Source organism: Aurantimonas sp. A2-1-M11, from assembly GCF_036549475.1.
Lineage (GTDB): Bacteria > Pseudomonadota > Alphaproteobacteria > Rhizobiales > Rhizobiaceae > Aurantimonas.
Window position 1 is genome coordinate 1 of sequence record NZ_JAZHLI010000065.1, and the last position, 21,911, is coordinate 21,911.

Sequence of the window (21,911 nt, forward strand, 5' to 3'; positions counted from 1 at the left end):
TACCGCCTCGTCGGACACAGCCATTCCCGCAATCTCCCAATCGAATCAATTGGGAACCCACAGATTCAGTACTTGCACCAAATGTCACGCGCCAACTCACCCGATTGCCCTGTTTAAGCACGCCCATGTAATTGACTCCGGTCGATCATCGTGGGCGAAATAGTTTCATCCCTGTTGGAGGTAACTCGGATGACCGCTCACGAATTCGGCGAGTGGCTGGACCACATGTGGTTCTCCCACGACGATGCCGCTGCGCGCCTTGGCGTGGAGCCCGGTGCGATCGCAGCCTATGAACGGGAGGGGGCGCCGGCCACGGTGGGACTTGCCTGCGCCGCGATCGCGACGGGGCTGGCCGCGTGGCAGCCGCCACGTCGGCGCGCCAGGCTCAGGCGCCAGCAGGCCGCGTGAGCCTGGCGTCCGGCTTGTCCCCATGGCCGCGGGCGCGCCGGGCCGCGAAGCTACAAACCGACTCCCCTAACCGGCGGCCCCGGCGGCCCTGACGCGGCGGCGGGGCGCGCCGTTCGAGCCCCACCTTTTTGTGCGCCATCCGCCCCTGATCGTACTTGCGGCGTTCTAGAAGCGCAGCACGCGGCCGCGATACGGATAGCGGGGATCGCTGTGCCCGACCACGGGCGTGTGACCCGAGGCGCAGAGCGCGCTGAGGACGGCCTCGTCCTCAGCATCGTACCTTGTGTCGACCGCGCCGAGATACCCGTCCAGTTGCGCCACGTTGCGCGGGCCCATCAGGATGCTCGTCACCGCGGCATTGGCCAGGAGCCAGTTCACCGCCATGGCGCCGGGGTCGCGGCCGGTCTGCTCGGCATGGTCGGCCGCCTTGTTGGCCGCCTCGATCGTCCCCGGCAGGAACTCCGCCTCCAGCATGCGCTTGTCGCCCCGCGCGGCGCGGGAATCGTCCGGCACGCCGCCGCGATACTTGCCCGTCAGGATGCCGCGGCCGAGCGGCGAATAGGGCACGACGCCGATGCCGAAATGGTGGCACGCCGGCAGATAGTCCGGCTCGGCCGTCCGGTTGAGCATGTGATAATAGGGCTGCGCCACGACCGGCCGGGCCACGCCCAGGCGATCGGCGATGCGGATCATGTCGGCGATCTTCCAGGCCCGGAAGTTGGAAAAGCCCCAATGGCGGATGGCGCCTTCGGCGATCAGGTCGCCGAGCGCCGCGATCACCTCGTCCAGCGGCGTCGCCTCGTCGTCGAGATGCAGGTAGTACAGGTCGATCGTCTCGGTCTGCAGCCGCTCGCGCGACATCTGCGCGGCGCGGGCGATCCATTCGGGCGACAGGCCGCCCGACCCGTCGACGCCGGTCACCGGGTTGCCGACCTTGGTGGCCAGGACGCAATCGGCCCGCCGCTCCTTCAGGAGCCGGCCGAGCATCGCTTCCGACTGGCCGCCGGTATAGGAATCGGCGGTGTCGATGAAATTGCCGCCGACCGCGAAATAGCGGTCCAGCATGCGCGCCGCCTCCGCCTCGTCGGTCCGGTCGGCGAACATCATCGTGCCCAGGCACAGCCGCGCGACCTCGGGGCCATCGCGGAACAGGGGAACTTTCGGGATCGTCGTCATGTCGGGTCCTTCGGTCTCGTTCGTGTCTCTCGGTCGACCGCCGCCGTCGGGGCAGGCGATCGCAGCCGGCGCGGCTTGCCTCGGTTCGCGCGACCCGGGTGATCCCCGCGGACGCACCGCGCCTAGACGATGCCGCCGGCCCGCAGTCGCGCGATGTCGCCGGCATCGTAGCCGGCTTCGGCCAGCACCGCCTCCGTGTCGTGGCCGAGATCTGGCGCGGGGTGGCGCATCTGCGACGGCGTCTTGGCGAATTTCATCGGGAAGCCGGTCATGCGCACCGTCCCGTGGCCGGGATGGGCGACATCCAGCACCATCTCCTGCGCCGCGACCTGGGGGTCCTCGAAGACCTCGCCGAGCGTCTGCACCCGGCCGCAGGGCACGCCTGCCGCATTGAGGCGATCGATCCACACCGCCTGGGTCTCGCCGCGCATCGCCGCGTCGATCAGCGCGTTCAGCGCCGGCCGGTTGGCAATGCGGCCGGCATTGCTGGCAAAGCGCGGCTCGTCGAGAAGGTGGATGAGGCCGATCGCCTCCAGGAAGCGGCGCAATGTCGGCTCGGTCGAGGGCGCCACGGCCACATGGCCGTCGGCGGCGTGAAACAGCCCGTAGGGCGAGGCGATGGGATGGTCGTTGCCCGTGGGCGGCGGGGTCTGGCCGGTGGCCAGCTGCGCCGCCGACAGATAGGCCAGCATCGACATCATGCCGCCCATCATCGACGCCTCGACGGCCTGGCCCTCGCCGTCGCGGTCGCGCACCCGCAGGGCGGCGACGATGGCGAAGGCGGCATAGAGGCCGGCGATCAGGTCGGTCAGCGGCGGCGCCGCGCGCATCGGCCCGCTCTCCTGCGAGCCGTTCACCGACATGAAGCCCGACATCGCCTGGGTGATGAAGTCGAAGGCCGGGCGGTCGCGATAGGGGCCGGTCGAGCCGTAGCCATTGACCGAACCGACGACGAGCCGCGGATTGATCGCGTCCAGCGTGTCGCGGTCGAAGCCCATGGCGGCCAGCACGCCGGGCCGGTAGTTCTCCACCAGCACGTCGGCGTCGGCCAGGAGCCGGCGCAGCACCGCCTTGCCCTCGGCGCTCTTCAGGTCGAGGGTCAGCGAGCGCTTGTTACGGTTGAAGCCGGCAAAGTACCAGGACATGCCATCGACGATCGCGCCGAGCTTGCGGACATGGTCGCCCTGCCCCGGCGCCTCGACCTTGATGACGTCCGCGCCGAGGTCGCCGAGCAGCATCGAGCAGAACGGTCCCGACAGGATGCGCGTGAGATCGATGACCCGGATTCCGGCGAGCGGCTGGTCCATCGCGGTCAGCCCGCCGCCGTGGCGACGTCGTCGGCGCCGTGCCGCGTCAGCCGCGGCCCCGCCTTCATCACCTGCCCCGGCAGTTCGCGGCCGATGCTCGTCTGGGTGAGCCTGGCGACGGCGATCAGCCGGTCGAGGTCGATGCCGGTCTCGTAGCCGCTCTCCTGGAGCAGATAGACCAGGTCCTCGGTGCAGATGTTGCCGCTCGCCCCGGCCGCAAAGGGACAGCCGCCGAGGCCGCCGATCGAGGAATCGTAGCGCGTCACGCCCTCGGCGAGGCCGACCATGACATTGGCCAGCCCGACGCCTCGGGTGTTGTGGAAATGCAGGGTGACGGTCATCTCCGGCACGGCCTCGCGCAGGGCCGCCAGAAGCGCCGACACATTGGTCGGCGTCGCCATGCCCGTCGTATCGCCGAGATTGAGGTCGGTGATGCCCAGGTCGCGGTAGAAGCGGGCGATCCGGACCACCTGTTCGGGCGGCACGTCGCCCTCGAAGGGACAGCCGAAGGCGGTCGCCACGTCGCCCTGGACCCGCTTGCCGGCGGCGGTGGCGATCTCCACGACGGCCGGAAAGCGCGCCAGCGTCTCGTCGATCGAGGCGTTGACGTTCTTGCGGCTGTGGGTCTCGGAAGCCGAGCAGAACACGCCCATCACGTCGAGCTGGGTCTCGGCCGCCCGTTCGGCACCGCGCGCGTTCGGCACGAGCGCGGTCAGGGTCACGCCCCGCTTGCGCGTCACGCCCGCCAGCACCTCGGCGGCGTCGGCCAGCTGCGGCACGGCGCGCGGCGACACGAAGGAGGTGACCTGCACCTTCTTCAGGCCGGCCTCGATCAGGCCGTTGACGATCTCGATCTTGCGGGCGGTCGCGATGAAGTTTGTCTCGATCTGGAAGCCATCGCGCGGGCCGACCTCGCAGATCTCGATCCGCGCTCCCCTTGCCACCGGCTTCGGCGGCGCGCTGCCTGCATTTTCCATCCTCGTGTTTTCTCCCTTGCCACCGCTCCTGCGCCGTCCTTAGCCGAAGCGCCGCATGAAAGTAAAACGGCGTCGCGGAGCCCGCGAATTCACCGGCGCACTTGCGGCAGTGCAGCATAGAATGGCGGGCTTCGTCGCTTGACCGCACCGATGCTTCGCGTCATCCAATACCGGCCGTGCGCACACGCGCACCAACGATGACAACGCATATTGCCTGCTGGGGGAGGACCGCATCGTCACGATGCGCCTGGGCGGGCCGGGAGGATCACCATGTTCTTGAAGCGCCTTTTGATGGCCGCCGCCTTCGCCGCAGTCACGCTGCCGGCCGCCGCGTTCGAGCCGACCAACCCCGAATGCATCGCCCCGGCCAATCCGGGCGGCGGCTGGGACTTCACCTGCCGCACCTTCGGCCGTCTGCTCAGCGAGGAGAAGCTGGTGCCGGGCACGGTCCAGGTCACCAACATGCCGGGCGCCGTCGGCGCGCTGGCCTTCGCCAATGTCGCCTCCAAGCGCAATGACGACCCGAACCTGATCGTGGCCACCTCGACCGTGGCGATGGCGCAGATCGCCCAGGGCAAGTACCCGGCCGGCGTCGACGCCATGCGCTGGGTCGGCATGCTCGGCGCCGATGTCGGCGCGGTCCTGGTGCCCAAGGACAGCGAGTTCGGCAGCCTCGACGCGCTGCTGGAGGCGATGCAGACCAACCCGTCCGGCATCATCGCCGGCGGTTCGTCCTCGATCGGCGGCTGGGACCATCTGCGCCTGCTGATGCTCGCGCAGGAAGCCGGCGTACCGATGGAGAAGCTGAAGGACATCCGCTGGGTGCAGTTCGAGGGCGGCGGCGACGCCGTCACCCAGCTGCTCGGCGGCCAGCTCAACGTGGTGCTGACCGATGTCGGCGAGATCGGCGGCTTCATCCAGTCCGGCGACGTCAACGCCCTGGCGGTGATGTCCCAGGATCGCCTCGAAGCCTATCCGGAGGTCCAGACGGCCCAGGAACAGGGCATCGACGTCGAGGGCTACAACTGGCGCGGCGTCTATGTCGGCGGCGAGGTCTCCGACGAAGCCTATCAGGGCTGGGTCGACATCATGCAGAAGCTCTACGAGACCGATGCCTGGAAAGAGGCCGCCACCCAGTCGGGCCTGACGCCAATCTGGCGCGGCGGCGACGAGTTCGAGGCCTTCGTGCGCGAGTCGGAGACGCGGATGGAAGAGCTGTCGCGCGCCATCGGCGTGATCCAGTAAGCCACGCATCGAAGGACCCGCGGAGCCGATGAGCATCCGTATCGGAGACCGCATCGCGGGGGCGATCCTGCTCGCCCTCGCGATCGCGCATTTCATCGCGGCCGGCAGCTTCACCGTCGCCTTCGGCGATCCGGCGGGACCGGCGCTGTTCCCCCGCATCGTCGCGGTGCCGCTCGGGCTGTTCTCGCTGTTCCTCCTCCTGCGGCCGGACCCCGATGTCCGGTGGTTCCGCTGGCCGCAGGCGGCCGGCCAGTTCGGCACGCTGGCGGTCCTGCTCGCCTATCCGATCGTCCTGGAGCCGCTCGGCTTTCCGCTGGCCACGACCCTGGCGACGATCGTCCTGTCGAAGATTCTCGGCGGGACCTGGCTGCAGGCGACGGCCACCGGTCTCGTCGTCGGCTTCGGCCTGTTCTTCTTGTTCGACGCGGGCTTCGGCCTGCCCCTTCCGGCCGGCCCGATCTTCGGATGACCCGGCCCGACACAAGCGGGAGCTAGCGTGGAAATACTCGGCTTCCTTCTCGCCGGCTTCGCCGAGGCGCTGACGCCGACCAACATCGCGCTGGCGCTGTTCGGCTGCTTCATCGGCACGATCATCGGCGCGCTGCCGGGGCTCGGCCCGGTCAACGGCGTGGCGATCCTGATTCCCCTCGCCTTCTCGCTGCAGCTGCCGCCGGGCTCGGCGCTGATCCTGCTCGCCTGCGTCTATTACGGCTGCATGTATGGCGGCCGCATCTCGTCGATCATGCTCAACATCCCCGGCGACGAGCCGGCGATGATGACCTGCATCGACGGCTACCCGATGGCGATGAAGGGCAAGGCGCCCGAGGCGCTGGCGATCTCCGGCATCGCCTCCTTCGTCGGCGCGGTCACCTCCACCATCGGGCTGATGCTGTTCGCGCCGCTCCTGGTGCAGTTCGCCATCCATTTTGGCCCGGCCGAATATTTCGCCCTCTACATCCTCGCCTTCGCCACGATCGGCGGCGTGACCGGCGCCAACCCGGCCAAGACGCTGCTGGCCGCCGCCTTCGGCCTGGTGCTCGCGACGGTGGGCATCGACCCGCAGAGCGGCGTGCCGCGCTACACCTTCGGCAGCTTCGAGCTCTATGACGGCTTCGACCCGATCGTCGCGCTGGTCGGCCTGTTCGCGATCTCCGAGATCTTCGTCATGCTGGAGACGCGGATGGGCGACCGGCAGGGCGCCGTCTCGGTGAACCGCGCCTTCGCCCGCTACTCCGAGATCCGCCAGACCTTCGGGGCGATGTTCCGCGGCTCGGCCGTCGGCTTCGTCTCCGGCATCCTGCCCGGCGCGGGCGCCTCGCTCGGCTCGTTCCTGGCCTATACGGCGGAAAAGCGCGTCTCCAACAAGGACGGCACCTTCGGCACCGGCGATCCGCGCGGCGTCGCGGCGCCCGAGGCCGGCAATAACGCCGCCGCCGGCGGCGCGCTGGTGCCGATGCTGGCGCTGGGCGTGCCCGGTTCGGGCACCACGGCGGTGCTGCTGGCGCTGCTGATCTCGCTCAACATCACGCCCGGCCCGCTCCTGTTCCAGAACCAGCCCGACATCGTCTGGGGCCTGATCGCCGCGCTGTTCCTCGCCAACGTCTTCCTCCTGATCCTCAACCTGCCGCTGGTCGGCGTGTTCACCCGGATGCTGGCGATCCCGATGTGGGCGCTGATGCCCTTCGTCGTGATGGTGTCCTTCGTCGGCGTCTACTCGATCAGCCATTCGACCTTCGACCTGACGGTGATGGTCGGGTTCGGCGTCCTCGGCTTCCTGTTGCGCAAGCTCGACATCTCGGTCGTGCCGGTGGTGCTGGGGCTGTTGCTGGGCGCCGAGATGGAAGCCAATCTGCGGCGCGCGCTGGCGATCTCGGGCGGCGAGGCCGGCATCCTCGTGTCGAGCTGGATCTCGATCGGCCTCTATGCCCTGACCGGCTGCTTCCTGGTGATCGCGGTGATCCTGGCCTTCCGCAAGCGCCGCCGCCTGGCCGCCGCGCCGGTCGCCGGGACGGAGCGCGTCTTCGACTGAAGCGGGACGCCCGGCAGGTCCGGGCGCGTCGCCGATCAGGCCTCGTGGCCGGCCTTCGCGTCCGCATCGGCATGGGCCAGCAGCGAGGCCAGCTTGTGGGTCAGATGCGCCCGCATCAGGCTGCCGAGCAGCGGCCCGTCCCGCGCCTCCAGCGCCGCCTGGATGCCCTCGTGCTCGCGGGTGGCGGTCAGCCACCGTTCCGGCGTCAGATTGGCCTGGTAGCGGGCGCGATAGACCCGGCGCGCGACCATGGCGTGGTGCTGGGCCAGCGTCGGATTGGCGGCCGCGGTCAGGATGGCGCTGTGGATCGCCTGGTTGATCTCGAAATAGGCCGGCCGGTCCCGCGCCTCGTAGGCCTGGCCAAGCCGGCGGGTCAGATCGGCGATCGCCGCGATCTCGGCCCCGGAGGCGCGCTCGGCCGCCAGTTCCCCGGCCAGCCCCTCCAGCGCGGCGACCAACGGAAACAGTTCGGCCAGCTCGTTCATCGTCTGGCCGGAGACGACCGCGCCGCGATTGGGCACCAGCCGGACGAAACCCTCGTGGGCGAGCACCTTCAGCGCCTCGCGGACCGGCGTGCGGGACACGCCGAAACGCTCGGTCAGCGCCTTCTCCGGCACCTTTTCCCCGGCCCGCAGCTCGCCCTCCATGATCATCCGGCGCATCCGGTCGGTCAGTTCGACCGCCAGCGCCGGCCGCAGCAGCGGCGAATCGAAGTCGGAATCGGCAAGGCTCATGGGTCTCGTCCCGTGGTGGAACGATCGTTTCCGCAGATGGCGGCGACCGGCGACGGCGCCGATGCCCAGGCGGCGACCTTGCCCCGCGCGATCACGGTGCCGCTCCGTCCAGGGCCCCGGCCAGGACTTCCGCCACATGCACCGCCCGGCGCGACGCGCCATCGGCGATCTGATGCCGGCAGGAGGTGCCGTCGGCGACGATCACCGCGTCGGCGGGCGCCGCGCGCACCGCCGGCAGCAGGGACAATTCGCCCATGGCCAGCGACACGTCGATGGTCTCGGCATCGTAGCCGAAGGCGCCCGCCATGCCGCAGCAGGAGGATTCGATCACCGTCAGGTCGAGGCCCGGGATCATCCGCAACGCGCCCTCGACGGCCGACATGGCGCCGAAGGCCTTCTGGTGGCAGTGGCCGTGCAGATAGGCGGGCCTGCTTATCCCGGCGAGCGGCAGGTCGAGATGCCCGGCCTTGTCCTCGCGCACCAGGAACTCCTCGAACAGCATCGCGGCGCCCGCCACCGCCTCGGCGGCAGCGCCGGGCACCAGCGCCAGGAATTCGTCGCGCAGGGTCAGGATGCAGGACGGCTCGAGCCCGACGATCGCCTTGCCGGCGCGCACATGCGGCAGCAGGGCGTCGATGGTGCGCTGCGCCTCCTGCTTCGCCCTGTCGGCCATGCCGGCGGCCAGATAGGTCCGTCCGCAGCACAGGGCCCGCTCGCCGCGCCCGAGGCTGGCGGTCTCCACCGCATAGCCGCCCGCCTTCAGCACCTTGACCGCGGCGCGCAGCACCTGCGGGTCGAACCAGCGGTCGAAGGTGTCGGCGAAGAGGACGACGCCGGTCACCCGGTCCGGATCCGGGGCCGGGCCGGTGCGCTCGATCCCGCGCGTGTCACCGCGGTTTGCCGTCGCAACATCGCCGCCAGCGCCCTCGGGGTTGAGGAGGATACCGTCCGCCGCCGCCGGACCGACTTCCGCTTCCCAACCGTCGCCCACGGCTCCGGCGCCATCCGCCCCGGCCAATGCCGCGGGCCGCGGGCCGGCGACGTCGCCTTCGGCATCGCGGAACCAGTCCCGCCGGAAGCCCGGCAGCGAGCGCCGGGCGGAAAAGCCGGCCATCCTTTCCGACAGCGCGGCCAGGGCCGGGACGCGGTCGCGCAGGCCCATCAGCCAGCCGAGGCGCGCCGCAACCGGCGCATAGCGCGGCAGGCCGGCGATCAGCCGGTCCTTCAGCGAGAAGCCGTTGGTCCGGCCGCGCTGGAACAGGATCTCGGCCTTCATCTTGGCCATGTCGACGCCGGTCGGGCATTCGCGGCGGCACGCCTTGCAGGACACGCACAGTTTCAGCGTCTCGGCCATCTCGTCGGAGGCCAGCGCATCGGGGCCCAGCTGGCCCGAAATCGCCAGCCGCAGCGTGTTGGCGCGGCCGCGCGTGACGTCCCGCTCGTTGCGGGTGACGCGGTAGCTCGGGCACATCACCGCCCCGGCCGATTTGCGGCAGGCGCCGTTGTTGTTGCACATCTCCACCGCGCCCTGCAGGCCACCGGCGGCGCCCGGCCAGGCCGACCAGTCGAAGGCGGTCTCGATGTCGGCGACGGCGTAGCCGGGCGGATAGCGCATCAGGCTGCGGTCATCCATCTTCGGCGCCGCGACGATCTTGCCGGGATTGAGCCGCGTCTGGGGATCGAAGGCCGCCTTCACCTCGGCGAAGGCGGCGACGATGCGCTCGCCGAACATCGGGCCGTGGAATTCCGAGCGCACCAGGCCGTCGCCATGCTCGCCCGAATGCGATCCCTTGTATTCGCGCACCATGGCGAAGGCCTCTTCGGCGATCGCGCGCATGGTCTTAACGTCCTTGTCCAGCTTGACGTTGAGCACCGGGCGCACGTGCAGGCAGCCCTCCGAGGCGTGGGCGTACCAGGTGCCGCGGGTGCCGTGCTTCTCGAAGATCGCCGTCAGCCGGTCGGTGTAGTCGGCCAGATGCTCCAGCGGCACGGCACAGTCCTCGACGAAGGAGACCGGTTTGCGCTCCTCCTTCATCGACATCATGATGTTGAGGCCCGCGGCGCGCAGCTCGGCGATGGCCGCCTGCAGCTTCAGGTCCTTCACCGCGACGACGCCGCCCTCGTGGTCGCCGCCCCGGCCGAACGTATAGCCGAGATCGCTCATCACGTCGGTCAGTGCGGCGATGTTCGCCTCGTTCTCGTCTGCCGCGTCGGCGAATTCGACCAGCAGCAGCGCCGCCGGATCGCCCTTCACGAAGGCCTCCAGCGTCGGCACGAACATGTCGATGCGCCGGGCCAGCCCGATCATCGTCGCATCGACCAGTTCGACCGAGGTCGGCTTCAGCGCGACGATGTGCTGGGCGGCCTCCATCGCCGCGCGGAAGGTCGGGAAATGGCAGGCGCCGAGCAGCTTGGTCGCCTTGGGCAGCGGCGACAGCGCGATCTCGATGGCGGTGGAGATGCCCAGCGTGCCTTCCGAGCCGACCAGGAGATGGGCCAGGTTGATCGCGTCGCCCGAGGGAACGAGCGCGTCGAGATTGTAGCCGCCGACGCGGCGCTGGACCTTCGGGAACCGTTCGGCGATCTCGCCGGCCTCGCGGCGGCCGAGCGCCAGCATCGCGGCGACCAGTTCGCGCGGCGGCTCGCCGGTGGCATTCTGGTCGAGCCGGGCGAAGCGGCCGGCGGTGCCGTCGGCCAGGATCGCGTCGATGGCGATGACGTTGTCGCGCATCGTGCCGTAGCGCAGCGAGCGCGAGCCGCAGGAATTGTTGCCGGCCATGCCGCCGATCGTGGCGCGCGACGCCGTGGAGACGTCGACCGGGAACCACAGGCCGTGGGGCTTCAGCAGCCGGTTGAGGTCGTCGAGCACGATGCCCGGCTCGACCAGCGCCCGGCGGCCCGCCACGTCGAGCTCCAGCAGCTTGTTGAGATGCTTCGACGTGTCGACGATGAGGCCGGAATTGACCGTCTGGCCGCATTGCGAGGTGCCGCCGCCGCGCATGGTCAGGGGCAGCCCTTCCTCACGGCAGGCATCGAGCGCCGCCGCGACGTCGTCGGTGGTCTTGGCGACGACCACGCCAGCCGGCATGATCTGGTAGATCGAGGCGTCGGTCGCGTAGCGTCCGCGGTTGAAGCGGTCGAAATGGACCTCGCCGGCGATCTCCCGCTCGAGCCTGCGGCTCAGGCCCGGCCGGATCATTTCCCCCATGGTTTCCGGCCCCTCCCGGCCACGACATGCAGATTGTCGCTTGACACGCATAATGAATTCATAATCCAATTGGACCCGAAAACAGGCACGTCGGCAAGAGCGTGCGGTGAGGAAACGGGTCGCAGGCCAACGTGTCGCGATCCACGGGAGACGCCATCGTGACCTACAAAGCCGGCCGGCATTTTCTGCAGATTCCCGGACCGACCAATGTGCCCGACCGGGTGCTGCGGGCCATGGACATGCCGACGATGGATCATCGCGGCCCCGAGTTCCAGGCGATGGCGAAGCGCGTCCTGACGGGCATCCGCACGATCTTCCAGACGAAAAATCCGGTGGTGATCTATCCCGGCTCGGGCACCGGCGCCTGGGAGGCGGCGCTGGTCAACACGCTGTCGCCGGGCGACCTCGTGCTGATGTACGAGACCGGCCACTTCGCCTCGCTGTGGAAGAAGCTGGCCGAACGGCTCGGCCTGCGCACCGAGTTCATCGCCGGCGACTGGCGCCATGGCGCCGACGCGGCGGCCATCGGCGAGCGCCTGAAGGCCGACGGCGGCCACGAGATCAAGGCGGTCTGCGTCGTCCACAACGAGACCTCGACCGGCTGCGTGTCGCCCGTGGGCGACGTGCGCAAGGCGATCGACGCTGCCGGCCATCCGGCGCTGCTTCTCGTCGACACCATCTCCTCGCTCGGCTCGGTCGACTACCGGCATGACGAATGGGGCGTGGACGTCACCGTCGGCGGCTCGCAGAAGGGTCTGATGCTGCCGCCGGGCCTGTCCTTCAACGCGCTGTCCGACAAGGCGATCGCCGCGCAGGCCTCGGCCAGGCTGCCGCGCTCCTACTGGGCGTGGGACGAGATGCTGGCCATGAACCCGAACGGGTTCTTCCCCTCGACCCCGGCCACCAACCTTCTCTACGGCCTCGATGCGGCGCTCGAGATGCTGCACGCCGAAGGCCTGGCCAATGTCTTTGCCCGGCACCAGCGCCATGCGGCGGCCACGCGCGCCGCGGTCGACGCCTGGGGGCTGGAGGTGCTCTGCGCCGATCCGGCCCAGCATTCGGGCGCGCTCACGGCGGTGCTGATGCCCGGCGGCAAGGGCGCCGATGCGCTGCGCCAGACCATCCTGGAGCGCTTCGACATGTCGCTCGGCGCCGGTCTGTCGAAGCTGGCCGACAAGATCTTCCGCATCGGCCATCTGGGCGATTTCAACGACCTGACCCTGATCGGCACGCTGGGAGGCGTCGAGATGGGTCTGAAGGTCGCCGGGGTCGAGCACCGCTCCGGCGGTGTCGATGCGGCGATGGCAGTCCTTGCCGCGGCAGCGCCGGCAGAAGCGCGGCAGGCGGCGGAATAGGCGGCAGCAGACGACGAACGGGCGGTTGAGGAGCCGTCTGCCTAACGAAACACTGGGAGGAAGATTAATGACGATACGCAGATTGATGCTTGGCGTCGCCGCGGCGGCGCTGCTCGCTCCGACCGCAGGTGCCGGGGCACAGGAATCCCTCGACCTGGGCCATGTCGGTGACCCCGGCTCGCTCTACGAGGCGACGGCGGAGAATTTCGCCGAATGCGTCGCCGCTTCCGGCAAGGCCACCGTGGATGTCTACGGGTCCTCGCAGCTCGGCAATGACGAGGAGATGCTGCAGAAGCTGAAGCTCGGGCAGATCGACTTCTCCCTGCCCTCGTCGGTGATGAGCTCGGTGTCGCCGACCTTCGGCGTCTTCGAGATGCCGTATCTGATCAAGAGCCGCGACCACATGAAGAAGGTCCGCGACGAGATGCGCGACACCTTCGTCGACGCCGCCGCCGGCCGCGGCTATCAGATCCTAGGATTCTGGGAGAACGGCTTCCGCAACGTGACCAACAACGTCAAGCCGATCAACGTCCCGGGCGACCTGGACGGCATCAAGCTGCGCGTCCCGAAGGGCGAGTGGCGGGTGAAGATGTTCCAGAGCTATGGCGCCAACCCGACGCCGATGGCCTTCTCGGAAGTGTTCACGGCGCTGCAGACCGGCGTCATCGACGGCCAGGAGAACCCGCTCGCCCAGATCTATTCGGGCCGGTTCCAGGAAGTGCAGAAGTTCCTGTCGATGACCGGGCACGTCTATTCGCCCGCCTACCTCGCCACTTCCTCGCGCAACTGGGACGGCTGGGACGAGGAGCTGCGGACGGCCATCCAGGATTGCGCCACCACGTCCAGCGACTTCGCCTATGAGCGCTCCCAGCAGATGGACGATGAGCTGATCAGCAAGATCGAGGAAGCCGGCGTCACCGTGAACGAGGCCGACAAGGACGCGTTCATCGCCGCATCCAAGGCGATCTACGAGGAATTCGGCTCGCAGGTCGAAGGTGGCCAGAAGCTGGTCGAAGACATCCAGGCGCTCGCCGCCGGGTCCTGAGCCGTCGCAGGCTTGCGACCATTCCAACGGGTGCCGGTCGATCCGTCGGCCGGCACCCGTCTCCCTGAAATCGACGGTGAAGCGGCGTCCGAGGGACGCGGGAGGCCATATTGCGCCAGCTGGCGAGAATCCTCGGCGAGTTTCTGACATGGGTGGTCATCGTGCTGATGGTCGGGCTGACGACCGTCGTGGTCGCGGCGGTGATCTATCGCAAGATGGGCGCCTCGCTCTCCTGGTACGACGAGATCGCCGGGGTCATGCTGGCCTGGATCACCTATTACGGGGCCGCCTTGGCGGCGCTGAAACGCAGCCATATCGGCTTCGACGACGTGCTGCTGTCGCTGCCGCCGTCGGCGCGCAAGGTCGCCATGCTCCTTGCCGAGGCGCTGGTGCTGCTGTTCTTCGTGATCCTCGCCTGGTCGGGCCTCCAGGTCCTGAGCATTCTCGAGGGTGAATCCCTGGTCAGCCTGACCTGGGTGCCCGTCGCCCTCACCCAGTCGATCATCCCCGTCGGCGCCATCCTCTTCATCGTCGCCGAACTGCTCAGCTTCCCCGACTACTGGCGCGACGTGATGGCCGGACGCTCCGTCGAGCATCCGCCACTGGCGCATGGTGAAACTCCCGAGAAGGGCCAGCATCCATGATGATGTTCGTCATCTTCATCGCGCTGGTCGCGATGGTCTGCATCAACGTGCCGATCGCCGTCGCGCTGGCGCTCGCGGCCGTCCTGGCGATCTTCATCAGCGACGGCGGCGCCGCGCTGGTGACGATCGCGCTCGACATGTACAACGGCGCCCGCTCCTTCTCGCTGATCGCCATCCCGATGTTCGTGCTGGCCGGCGCCATCATGAACGCCACCGGCATCACGAGGCGGCTGATCGCCTTCGTCTCGGCCGTCATCGGCTTCGTCCGTGGTGGCCTCGCCATGGTCAATGTCGGCGTCTCGCTGTTCTTCGCCGAGATCTCCGGCTCGGCCGTGGCCGACGTCGCGGCCATGGGCTCGATCATCATCCCGGAGATGAAGAAGCGCGGCTATCCGGCCCCGTTCGCGGCGGCGATCACCTCGTCCTCGGCCTCGCTCGCCATCATCATCCCGCCCTCGATCCCCATGATCCTCTATGCGGTCGCCGCCGGCACCAGCATCGAGCAGCTCTTCGTCGCCGGCATCGTGCCGGGCCTGATCGGTGCCGCCGGCCTGATGGGCGTTGCCTACTATTATGCGGTGAAGTACAATCTGCCGATGGAGGAGGCTTTCAACCTGCGCCGCCTGCGCACGACCTTCTTCGAGGCGCTGCCGACCTTCTCCCTGCCGGTCATCATCCTGGGCGGCATCTTCGGCGGCTTCGTGACCGCCACCGAGGGCGCCGGCCTTGCCGTCGTCGCGGCCATCCTGGTCGGCATCTGGTACCGCGAGGTCGACTGGCGCCAGCTCAAGCAGGCGATGCTCGAGGGCGGCGTCCAGACCGCCGTGGTCATGCTCCTGGTTGCCGCCTCGATCCTGATGGGCAGCTATCTCACCCAGGCGCGCGTGCCCCAGCAGCTCGCCGCCGGCATCCTCGACATCACCTCGAACCAGTACCTGATCCTGTTGATCCTGAACGTCTTCTTCCTGATCATCGGCTTCTTCCTGCACTCCGCCGCCGCGATCATCCTGGTCGTTCCGGTGATCGTCCCGCTGATCCAGCAGGCCGGCATCGACCCGGTGCATTTCGGCCTCGTGGTGACGCTGAACCTGGCCATCGGCCAGCAGACGCCACCGGTCGCCTCGGTGCTGATCACCGCCTGTTCGATCGCCAAGGCCAACATATGGGAGGTGTCGAAGGCGAACCTGCCCTTTGTCGGCGTGCTGCTGTTCGTCCTCTTGATGTGCACCTATGTGCCGGCCATCCCGATGTTCCTCGTCGAATATTTCTACAGGTAGGCCCATGAGCACCGACGAACTCCTCTACGAGGTCCGCGACGGGATCGGCTGGATCACCCTGAACCGGCCCCAGGCCCGTAATGCGCTGACCTTCGCCATGTACGACCGTCTGGCTGAGATCTGCCGCGAGACGGAGCTGGGCGGTCCGGTCAAGTGCCTGGTCGTCACGGGCGCCGGCGACAAGGCGTTTGCAGCCGGCACCGACATGACCCAGTTCCGCGCCTTCGACAAGGAACAGGACGCGCTCGACTACGAGCACCGCATGGACATGGTGCTCGGCGCGGTCGAGGCGTGCCCGGTACCCACCATCGCTGCGATCGCGCGCGCCTGTACTGGCGGCGGCGCGGGCATCGCCGCGGCCTGCGACATCCGCATCGCCACTGCCGACCTGAAGTTCGGCTTTCCGATCGCCCGCACGCTGGGCAACTGCCTGTCCATCGCCAATCTCTCGCGCCTGTCGGAGCTGATGGGCGCCGGCCGGGTCAAGGAGATCATCTTCACCGCCCGCCTCGTGGGGGCCGAGGAGGCGCTGGGCGCCGGGCTGATCGCCGAGATCGTGCCCGACCACGCCGCGCTGATGGCCCGCACCCGGGAACTCGCCGCGCTCCTCGCCGACCACGCGCCGCTGACGCTGGCCACCACCAAGGAGGCCCTGCGCCGCCTGCGCGTCGAGGGCGCCGGGGCCGATGACGACGACCTCGTCGTGAAGGCCTATATGAGCGAAGACTTCAAGGAAGGCATGGAAGCCTTCCTCGGCAAGCGCAAACCCGAATGGAAAGGCTGCTGATGGCTCAGGCGAAAGGCCCGCTCGACGGCATGAAGGTCGTCGAACTCGCGCATATCATGGCCGGCCCGGTCTGCGGCATGATGCTCGCCGACATGGGCGCCGACGTCGTCAAGGTGGAAAAGCCCGACGGCGACGACACGCGCCGCTTCCTGCCGCCGGACATCAACGGCGAATCCGCCGCCTACATGATGATGAACCGCAACAAGCGCGGCGTCGTGCTCGACCTGAAGTCCGACGACGGCAAGGCGGTGCTGCGCCGGATGCTGGAGACGGCGGACGTGGTCATCGAGAACTACCGCATGGGCACGATGGAGAAGCTCGGCCTCGGCTACGAGGATCTGAAGCGGGCCAATCCCGGCCTGATCTATTGCGAGATTTCCGGCTTCGGCCGCACCGGTCCCTATGCCAATCGCGGCGGCTTCGACCTCATCGCCCAGGGCATGAGCGGCTTGATGTCGATCACCGGCGAGGGTCCGGGCCGCCCGCCGGTCAAGTCCGGCGCCCCGGTCTCCGACATCACCGCCGGCATTCTGGGTGCACTCGGCTGCGCCGCCGCCTATGCCCGCAAGCTGCAGACCGGCGAGGGCCAGAAGGTCGACACCTCTTTGTTCGAGGCCGGGATCACCCATACCTACTGGCAGTCGGCCATCGCGTTCGCCACCGGCACCTCGCCCGGGCCGCTCGGTTCGGCCCATCCCCTGAACGCGCCCTATCAGGCGTTCCGCACGGCCGATGGCTGGATCAATCTGGGCGCTGCCAACCAGAAGAACTGGGAGCGGATGCTGGCGGTGATCGGCGCCGAGGAACTGGCGTCGGATTCCCGCTTTGCCAGCAATCACGGCCGCATGCAGAACCTGCCGGCGCTGGAGGAGATCCTCAACGGGCATTTCTCGCAGCGCAGCTCGGCCGAATGGCTGGCGCGGCTGGAAGAGGCCGGCGTTCCGGCCGGCCCGGTCCTCGACATCTCCGAGATGCACGAGGATCCCCAGACCCTGTCGCGCGAGATGGTGGTGGAAACCGATCACCCCATCGCCGGCCGGGTGAAGGCGATCGGCCTGCCGATCAAGTTCTCCGGAACGCCGGGCGGCGTCACGCGCCCTGCCCCGCTGCTCGGCGAGCATACGCGCGAGGTGTTGCGCGAGGCCGGCTACGAGGCGGCCGAGATCGACCGCATGCTCGCCTCGGGCGCGATCCGCGGCCCCAAGGGCGCCTGATCCGGGCGCGACCATCGCGGACGGACAGGTAACAGGACGGCGCGTCGCGTCACCGGATCGCGGCGTGTGACTTGACCCGGTGGATGTCGAAGCTACCTCGCAACGGGTCCACACGGCGTGCGGCTCATCGCGAGCGGCCAGCCGGATCTTCCGGCCACCCTTGTTCTGGCGCCGTCATGCGACCCGGTTCTTTCGCCAAGCCCTTCTATCTCGCCTCCGGCTATGCCTGCGTCGCGCTCGGCGGGGTGGGCGTGTTCCTGCCGCTGCTGCCGACGACGCCCTTCCTGCTCCTGGCGGTCTGGTGCTTTGCCCGTTCCAATCCCGATCTGGCGCGCCGCATCGAGGCCCATCCGCGCTTCGGCCCCACGCTCGTCGCCTGGCGCGAACATCGCATCATCCCGAAGCGCGCCAAGTTCGCCGCCATCGCCGCGATGCTGGCCTCCTTCGTGCTGGCATGGGTGACGATCGGCCACCCCGTTGTCCTGATAGGACTGGGGCTGATTCTGGCGAGCGTCAGCCTCTACATCCTGACGCGGCCGTCGGGCCGATAGGCCGCGTCGCAAGAGCGATGCAAGCGGATCACCCCGCGCAGACCGCGGCCGTCAGGCCGAGGCGACGGCGCGGTCCCGCGTCCCGGCAACCTGCGCCTTGGCCAACCCGCGCAGGTCGAACCCCGCGTCGCGCAGTTCCTCGGCGGTGACCGCCTCCTCGCGGCCGAGCAGCTTGCGGGCGGCCATGTGATCGCCGGGGGCGTTGACCGTCTCCACCGACGCCAGATGGTCGCCGCGAAAGCCGAGGATGACCGTGACGAGCGGCTCCTGGCGGATCGTCTCGAAGCGGTCGACGCCGCTGGTCAGCCCGGCGATCTGCAGCTTCAACGCGCCCTGGTCGCTCCAGAACCACGGCACCGCGTGATAGGCGGCCGCCCCGCCATGGACGAGGCGGCTGGCCAGGTGCCGGGCCTGATCGGTCGCCGCCTGGACGGATTCCAGCCGCAGATGCGTGCCGAGCGGCCCCGGCACCGACGCGCAGTCGCCGATGGCCGAGATCGCCGGGTCGTTGGTAGCGAGCGTGCCGTCGACGACGATGCCGTTGGCGACCGCCAGCCCGGCATCGGCGGCCAGTTCGACATTCGGCGCGACGCCCGTGGCGACGAGGACGAGATCGCCCTCGATGCCGGTGCCGTCCGCAAGGGTCACGCCGACCACCCGCTCGGCCTCGTCGTCGTCGATGCGCGCGACCTTCGCGCCCAGCATGACGGCGATGCCCTCGCCGCGGTGGTGATCCAGGACGAAGCCCGAGATCGCCGGCGACACGGCCCGGGCCATCAGCCGGTCCGCCGCTTCCAGCACCGTGACCTGCGCCCCCGCCAGGCGCGCCATGGCGGCAAACTCCAGGCCGATGAAACCGCCGCCCACGACGATGGCATGGCGGGTCTCGGCGAGCCGCCGGCGGATCGTCTCGGCATGGGCCAGCGTGCGCAGTTCCACCACGTCGCGATGGGTGCCGCCGGCAATGGGCGGGCGGACATTGCGGGCGCCGGTGGCCAGGACCAGACGGTCGTAGCCGTGGGTTGCGCCGTCGTTCGTCGCCACGGTCCGGGCCGAGCGGTCGAGGGCGACGACACGCACCCCGTCGAGAAGCCGGATGGCATTGCGCTCGAAGAAGCTCCGGGGTTTCAGCACCAGGCGCTCGGCGTCGCCTTCCTTCATGTAGCCCTTGGACAGCGGCGGGCGCTGATAGGGCAGTCCGGGCTCGTCGCCGATCAGGGTGATCGGGCCCTCATGGCCCTCCTGCCGCAGGCTGGCCGCCAGCTGGATCGCGGCCTGGCCGCTGCCGACGATGACGATGCGTTCGCCGCTCATGTCCGCGCGTTCCTGTCATGGTTCGTCCGACGGGCCGGCCCTCGCAGTCCCGCGAGCCGTCCCGGCCGCCGGTCTACGACGGAAGACGCCCGGCGGTCGAGGCGGCATCAGAGACGACAGGAAGCGGCGCGACCGACGCCTCAGGCGGCGGAGAGGCTGACCAGGGCGAACAGCCCCTCGGCATCGGTCCAGACATGGTCGAGCGACCAGCCCGCCTCCCCGGCCATGTCGGTGAGCGAGTCCACATCGTATTTGCGCGAACTCTCGGTATGGATCGTCTCGCCGGCGGCGAATGCGAAGGACCGCCCGGCGACCGAGATCGTTCCAGCTGCCTGCGCGACGAGATGCATCTCCACGGCGGACGCCTCGGCGTTCCAGCGGGCTTCGTGGGCAAAGTCGTCGAGCGCGACCTCGGCGCCCAGCTCCCGCTCCATACGCACGAGTATGTTGCGGTTGAAGGCCGCCGTCACCCCGGCGGAATCGTCATAGGCGGTCAGCAGCGTGTCGATGTCCTTCTTCAGGTCGACGCCCAGCACGGCGACGCCGTCCCCCCCGACATGGCGGCGCATGCGCGCCAGGAAGGTCAGCGCCTCCTTGCGCCCGAGATTGCCGAGGGTCGAGCCGGGAAAGAACCCGCCCCGGCGTCCGTCCCGGGGCAGGTCCGCCGGCAGGTCGAACTCGTCCGTGAAATCGGCGACCACCGGCGCGACGGGCAGACCCGGAAAGCGCGCGCGGATGCGCTCGGCCGAGGCCTTCAGGAAGTCGCCGGAGATGTCGATCGGCACGTAGAGGCGCGGGTCGTCCAGCGCCGCCAGCACGATCTCGGTCTTGATGCCGGCGCCCGCCCCGTATTCCACCAGCACCGCCTGCGGACCGAAGATCGCGGCGATGTCGGCGGAGCGGTCGTTGAGGATGCCGGTCTCGGTCCGCGTCGGATAATATTCCGGCAGGGCCGTGATCTCCTCGAAGAGCTGCGAGCCGCGGTCGTCGTAGAGCCAGCGGCTCGGCAGCGTCTTCTGCGGGCGCGACAGGCCGTCGAGGACGTCGGCGCGAAAGGCCTCGCGCTGCTGCGCGAGCGTGTCGATGCGATCCAGCATTTTTTACGCGTCCTCGGCCAGGCGCAGTCCGGAGAACTGCCAGCGGGCATCCGGCGGGAAAAAATTGCGATAGGTCGCGCGGATATGCTGATCCGGCGTGGCGCAGGAGCCGCCGCGCAGCACGAACTGGCCGCACATGAACTTGCCGTTGTACTCGCCGACCGCGCCCTCCACGGGCCTGAAGCGCGGATAGGGCGAGAACGGGCTGCGCGTCCACTCCCAGACGTCGCCGAACATCTGCCGCAGGCCCTCGCCCGGCGTTGCGGGCTTCGGCCGCAACCGCCCGGATCCGGCGAAATTGCCCTCGATGGGCAGGCCGGCCGCCGCGTTCTCCCATTCGAATTCGGTCGGCAGGCGCTTGCCCGCCCAGGTCGCGAAGGCGTCGGCCTCGAAATAACTCAGATGCGTCACCGGCGCCTTGCGATCCAGCGGCTGCGCCCCGCGCAGGGTCATGGTCCACATCTCGCCGTCGCGGTCGTGCCAGTAGGAGGGCTTCGTCCAGCCATTGGCAAGCAGCGTGGCCCAGCCGGCCGACAGCCAGAGCAGCGGGTCGCGGTAGCCGCCATCCTCGACGAAGGCCACGTAATCGCCATTGGTCACCAGCCGGTCGGCCAGGCGATAGGGCTCCAGCAGCGCCCGGTGGCGCGGGCCCTCGCAGTCGAAGGCGAAGCCGTCGCCATCGTGGCCGATCTCGACGATGCCGCCCTTGAAGCCGATGAACCGCGCCGCGCCGATGTCGGCCTCCACGCCGAGCGGCTGCGGATCGCGATAGGCCGGCTTCAGCGGGCTCTGGTCGAACAGATGCAGGATGTCGGTGAGGAGCAGTTCCTGGTGCTGCTGCTCGTGATGGCAGCCGAGTTCGATCAGTTCGGCGACCTGCGGGGCCGGCCCCTGGTCGAGCAGCGTCGCGATCGCGGCGTCCACATGGTCGCGATAGGCGAAGATCTCGTCCAGCGTCGGCCGGGTGATCATGCCACGCCGTGGCCGGGGCTGACGCTCGCCGATGGTCTCGTAATAGGAGTTGAACAGGAAGTTGTAGCTGTCGTCGAAAACCCGGTAGCCGGACAGGTTCGGCTTCAGGACCATGGTCTCGAAGAACCATGTCGTGTGGGCCAGGTGCCATTTCGCCGGGCTGGCGTCGGGCATCGACTGGACGGTGGCGTCCGCGTCCGAAAGCGGTGCGCCGAGGGCGCGGCTGTCGTCGCGCACGGCGCGGTAGCGGCCGGCGAGCGCGGATGCGTCGCGCAGCGGGTTGGCGGAAACATGGGCCATGTCGAACCTCATCAGACAGGTCCGTTCCCTCGGGGTCGCCCGTGATGCCGGGGTCCGGAGAACGACGTCCGCAGTGACCTAGCTTTCGTCCATGACCTGACAACGACGATCACATCTATTCTACCGGAGCCTGCCGAAGACCGTCCCGTCTGCTTTCGTGAAGAGTTTCGGGCGCCGTGAGGCGTACGAAAGTCGCGGAAGAACGAACCCGCGAGAAGCCGGTCGGTGGTTTATGGGGTTTTCGTCTGACGATGGTGCAGCGGCAAGAGGC

The 21,911-nt window shown here is 68.9% G+C and carries 19 protein-coding genes; 11 read left to right on the plus strand and 8 right to left on the minus strand.

Annotated elements, in window-relative coordinates; translation table 11 throughout:
- Window positions 1-189 precede the first annotated feature (189 nt).
- Window positions 190-408 (plus strand): hypothetical protein, encoded by a 219-nt coding sequence (locus VQ042_RS20695; protein ID WP_331822196.1) that lies wholly within the window; start codon window positions 190-192, stop codon window positions 406-408.
- Between the two features lie 165 nt (window positions 409-573).
- Here the strand turns inward: VQ042_RS20695 and VQ042_RS20700 are convergent, their stop codons facing one another.
- The 3 genes from VQ042_RS20700 to VQ042_RS20710 form a co-directional block, all read right to left on the minus strand.
- A complete protein-coding gene (locus VQ042_RS20700) occupies window positions 574-1,584 on the minus strand; it encodes an aldo/keto reductase (RefSeq protein ID WP_331822197.1) in 1,011 nt (336 codons plus the stop codon).
- 122 nt (window positions 1,585-1,706) lie between these two features.
- Window positions 1,707-2,891 carry a CaiB/BaiF CoA transferase family protein gene (locus VQ042_RS20705; RefSeq protein ID WP_331822198.1) on the minus strand — a complete coding sequence of 395 codons (1,185 nt, stop codon included), beginning with the start codon at window positions 2,889-2,891 and terminating at the stop codon, window positions 1,707-1,709.
- Between the two features lie 5 nt (window positions 2,892-2,896).
- On the minus strand, window positions 2,897-3,868 hold the full coding sequence (locus VQ042_RS20710; RefSeq protein ID WP_331822199.1) for a hydroxymethylglutaryl-CoA lyase: 972 nt from the start codon (window positions 3,866-3,868) through the stop codon (window positions 2,897-2,899).
- Between the two features lie 270 nt (window positions 3,869-4,138).
- Between VQ042_RS20710 and VQ042_RS20715 the strand changes: the two genes are divergently transcribed.
- Genes VQ042_RS20715 through VQ042_RS20725 form a run of 3 tightly spaced genes read left to right on the plus strand, consistent with a single transcriptional unit; the run spans window position 4,139 to window position 7,142 of the window.
- Complete coding sequence (locus tag VQ042_RS20715; RefSeq protein WP_331822200.1) at window positions 4,139-5,113, plus strand: Bug family tripartite tricarboxylate transporter substrate binding protein; 975 nt, start codon at window positions 4,139-4,141, stop codon at window positions 5,111-5,113.
- Between the two features lie 28 nt (window positions 5,114-5,141).
- Window positions 5,142-5,582, plus strand: a complete 441-nt coding sequence (locus VQ042_RS20720; RefSeq protein WP_331822201.1) for a tripartite tricarboxylate transporter TctB family protein — start codon at window positions 5,142-5,144, stop codon at window positions 5,580-5,582.
- A 27-nt stretch (window positions 5,583-5,609) separates the two neighbouring features.
- Window positions 5,610-7,142, plus strand: coding sequence for a tripartite tricarboxylate transporter permease (locus tag VQ042_RS20725; protein WP_331822202.1), 1,533 nt, complete (start codon window positions 5,610-5,612; stop codon window positions 7,140-7,142).
- Between the two features lie 35 nt (window positions 7,143-7,177).
- Here VQ042_RS20725 and VQ042_RS20730 read toward each other — a convergent pair whose 3' ends face one another.
- Window positions 7,178-7,876 (minus strand): GntR family transcriptional regulator, encoded by a 699-nt coding sequence (locus tag VQ042_RS20730; protein WP_331822203.1) that lies wholly within the window; start codon window positions 7,874-7,876, stop codon window positions 7,178-7,180.
- Between the two features lie 91 nt (window positions 7,877-7,967).
- Window positions 7,968-11,084 carry an FAD-binding and (Fe-S)-binding domain-containing protein gene (locus tag VQ042_RS20735; RefSeq protein WP_331822204.1) on the minus strand — a complete coding sequence of 1,039 codons (3,117 nt, stop codon included), beginning with the start codon at window positions 11,082-11,084 and terminating at the stop codon, window positions 7,968-7,970.
- A gap of 158 nt (window positions 11,085-11,242) precedes the next feature.
- Between VQ042_RS20735 and VQ042_RS20740 the strand changes: the two genes are divergently transcribed.
- From VQ042_RS20740 to VQ042_RS20770, 7 genes are all read left to right on the plus strand, one after another.
- Window positions 11,243-12,439 (plus strand): pyridoxal-phosphate-dependent aminotransferase family protein, encoded by a 1,197-nt coding sequence (locus VQ042_RS20740; protein ID WP_331822205.1) that lies wholly within the window; start codon window positions 11,243-11,245, stop codon window positions 12,437-12,439.
- Between the two features lie 67 nt (window positions 12,440-12,506).
- Complete coding sequence (locus VQ042_RS20745; RefSeq protein ID WP_331822206.1) at window positions 12,507-13,484, plus strand: TRAP transporter substrate-binding protein; 978 nt, start codon at window positions 12,507-12,509, stop codon at window positions 13,482-13,484.
- 110 nt (window positions 13,485-13,594) lie between these two features.
- The gene (locus VQ042_RS20750) at window positions 13,595-14,128 is read left to right on the plus strand and encodes a TRAP transporter small permease (protein WP_331822207.1); all 534 of its coding nucleotides are present in this window, start codon (window positions 13,595-13,597) and stop codon (window positions 14,126-14,128) included.
- Window positions 14,125-15,405 (plus strand): TRAP transporter large permease, encoded by a 1,281-nt coding sequence (locus VQ042_RS20755; protein WP_331822208.1) that lies wholly within the window; start codon window positions 14,125-14,127, stop codon window positions 15,403-15,405. Before VQ042_RS20750 ends, VQ042_RS20755 begins: the two co-directional genes overlap by 4 nt.
- 4 nt (window positions 15,406-15,409) lie before the next feature.
- On the plus strand, window positions 15,410-16,192 hold the full coding sequence (locus VQ042_RS20760) for an enoyl-CoA hydratase/isomerase family protein (protein WP_331822209.1): 783 nt from the start codon (window positions 15,410-15,412) through the stop codon (window positions 16,190-16,192).
- A complete protein-coding gene (locus VQ042_RS20765; RefSeq protein WP_331822210.1) occupies window positions 16,192-17,406 on the plus strand; it encodes a CaiB/BaiF CoA transferase family protein in 1,215 nt (404 codons plus the stop codon). The genes VQ042_RS20760 and VQ042_RS20765 overlap by 1 nt, the downstream gene beginning before the upstream one ends.
- 176 nt (window positions 17,407-17,582) lie before the next feature.
- Window positions 17,583-17,957 (plus strand): YbaN family protein, encoded by a 375-nt coding sequence (locus tag VQ042_RS20770; RefSeq protein WP_331822211.1) that lies wholly within the window; start codon window positions 17,583-17,585, stop codon window positions 17,955-17,957.
- Window positions 17,958-18,008: 51 nt separating this feature from the next.
- On the opposite strand, the gene VQ042_RS20775 is transcribed toward VQ042_RS20770, so the two are convergent.
- The 3 genes from VQ042_RS20775 to egtB all read right to left on the minus strand — a co-directional run bounded on the left by VQ042_RS20775 (window position 18,009) and on the right by egtB (window position 21,652).
- Complete coding sequence (locus tag VQ042_RS20775) at window positions 18,009-19,271, minus strand: NAD(P)/FAD-dependent oxidoreductase (protein WP_331822212.1); 1,263 nt, start codon at window positions 19,269-19,271, stop codon at window positions 18,009-18,011.
- Window positions 19,272-19,411: 140 nt separating this feature from the next.
- Window positions 19,412-20,368 (minus strand): L-histidine N(alpha)-methyltransferase, encoded by a 957-nt coding sequence (egtD, locus tag VQ042_RS20780; RefSeq protein WP_331822213.1) that lies wholly within the window; start codon window positions 20,366-20,368, stop codon window positions 19,412-19,414.
- Window positions 20,369-20,371: 3 nt separating this feature from the next.
- Entirely contained in the window at window positions 20,372-21,652 is a 1,281-nt protein-coding gene (gene egtB / locus VQ042_RS20785) for an ergothioneine biosynthesis protein EgtB (RefSeq protein WP_331822214.1), read from the minus strand.
- Between the last annotated feature and the right edge of the window lie 259 nt (window positions 21,653-21,911).

Excerpts from the sequence above, each read along its gene's own strand:
- VQ042_RS20695 (WP_331822196.1), top strand. The coding sequence starts at position 190 with ATGACCGCTCACGAATTCGGCGAGTGGCTGGACCACATGTGGTTCTCC.
- VQ042_RS20700 (WP_331822197.1), bottom strand. The coding sequence starts at position 1,584 with ATGACGACGATCCCGAAAGTTCCCCTGTTCCGCGATGGCCCCGAGGTC.
- VQ042_RS20705 (WP_331822198.1), bottom strand. The coding sequence starts at position 2,891 with ATGGACCAGCCGCTCGCCGGAATCCGGGTCATCGATCTCACGCGCATC.
- VQ042_RS20710 (WP_331822199.1), bottom strand. The coding sequence starts at position 3,868 with ATGGAAAATGCAGGCAGCGCGCCGCCGAAGCCGGTGGCAAGGGGAGCG.
- VQ042_RS20715 (WP_331822200.1), top strand. The coding sequence starts at position 4,139 with ATGTTCTTGAAGCGCCTTTTGATGGCCGCCGCCTTCGCCGCAGTCACG.
- VQ042_RS20720 (WP_331822201.1), top strand. The coding sequence starts at position 5,142 with ATGAGCATCCGTATCGGAGACCGCATCGCGGGGGCGATCCTGCTCGCC.
- VQ042_RS20730 (WP_331822203.1), bottom strand. The coding sequence starts at position 7,876 with ATGAGCCTTGCCGATTCCGACTTCGATTCGCCGCTGCTGCGGCCGGCG.
- VQ042_RS20735 (WP_331822204.1), bottom strand. The coding sequence starts at position 11,084 with ATGGGGGAAATGATCCGGCCGGGCCTGAGCCGCAGGCTCGAGCGGGAG.
- VQ042_RS20745 (WP_331822206.1), top strand. The coding sequence starts at position 12,507 with ATGACGATACGCAGATTGATGCTTGGCGTCGCCGCGGCGGCGCTGCTC.
- VQ042_RS20755 (WP_331822208.1), top strand. The coding sequence starts at position 14,125 with ATGATGATGTTCGTCATCTTCATCGCGCTGGTCGCGATGGTCTGCATC.
- VQ042_RS20760 (WP_331822209.1), top strand. The coding sequence starts at position 15,410 with ATGAGCACCGACGAACTCCTCTACGAGGTCCGCGACGGGATCGGCTGG.
- VQ042_RS20765 (WP_331822210.1), top strand. The coding sequence starts at position 16,192 with ATGGCTCAGGCGAAAGGCCCGCTCGACGGCATGAAGGTCGTCGAACTC.
- VQ042_RS20770 (WP_331822211.1), top strand. The coding sequence starts at position 17,583 with ATGCGACCCGGTTCTTTCGCCAAGCCCTTCTATCTCGCCTCCGGCTAT.
- VQ042_RS20775 (WP_331822212.1), bottom strand. The coding sequence starts at position 19,271 with ATGAGCGGCGAACGCATCGTCATCGTCGGCAGCGGCCAGGCCGCGATC.
- egtD (WP_331822213.1), bottom strand. The coding sequence starts at position 20,368 with ATGCTGGATCGCATCGACACGCTCGCGCAGCAGCGCGAGGCCTTTCGC.
- egtB (WP_331822214.1), bottom strand. The coding sequence starts at position 21,652 with ATGAGGTTCGACATGGCCCATGTTTCCGCCAACCCGCTGCGCGACGCA.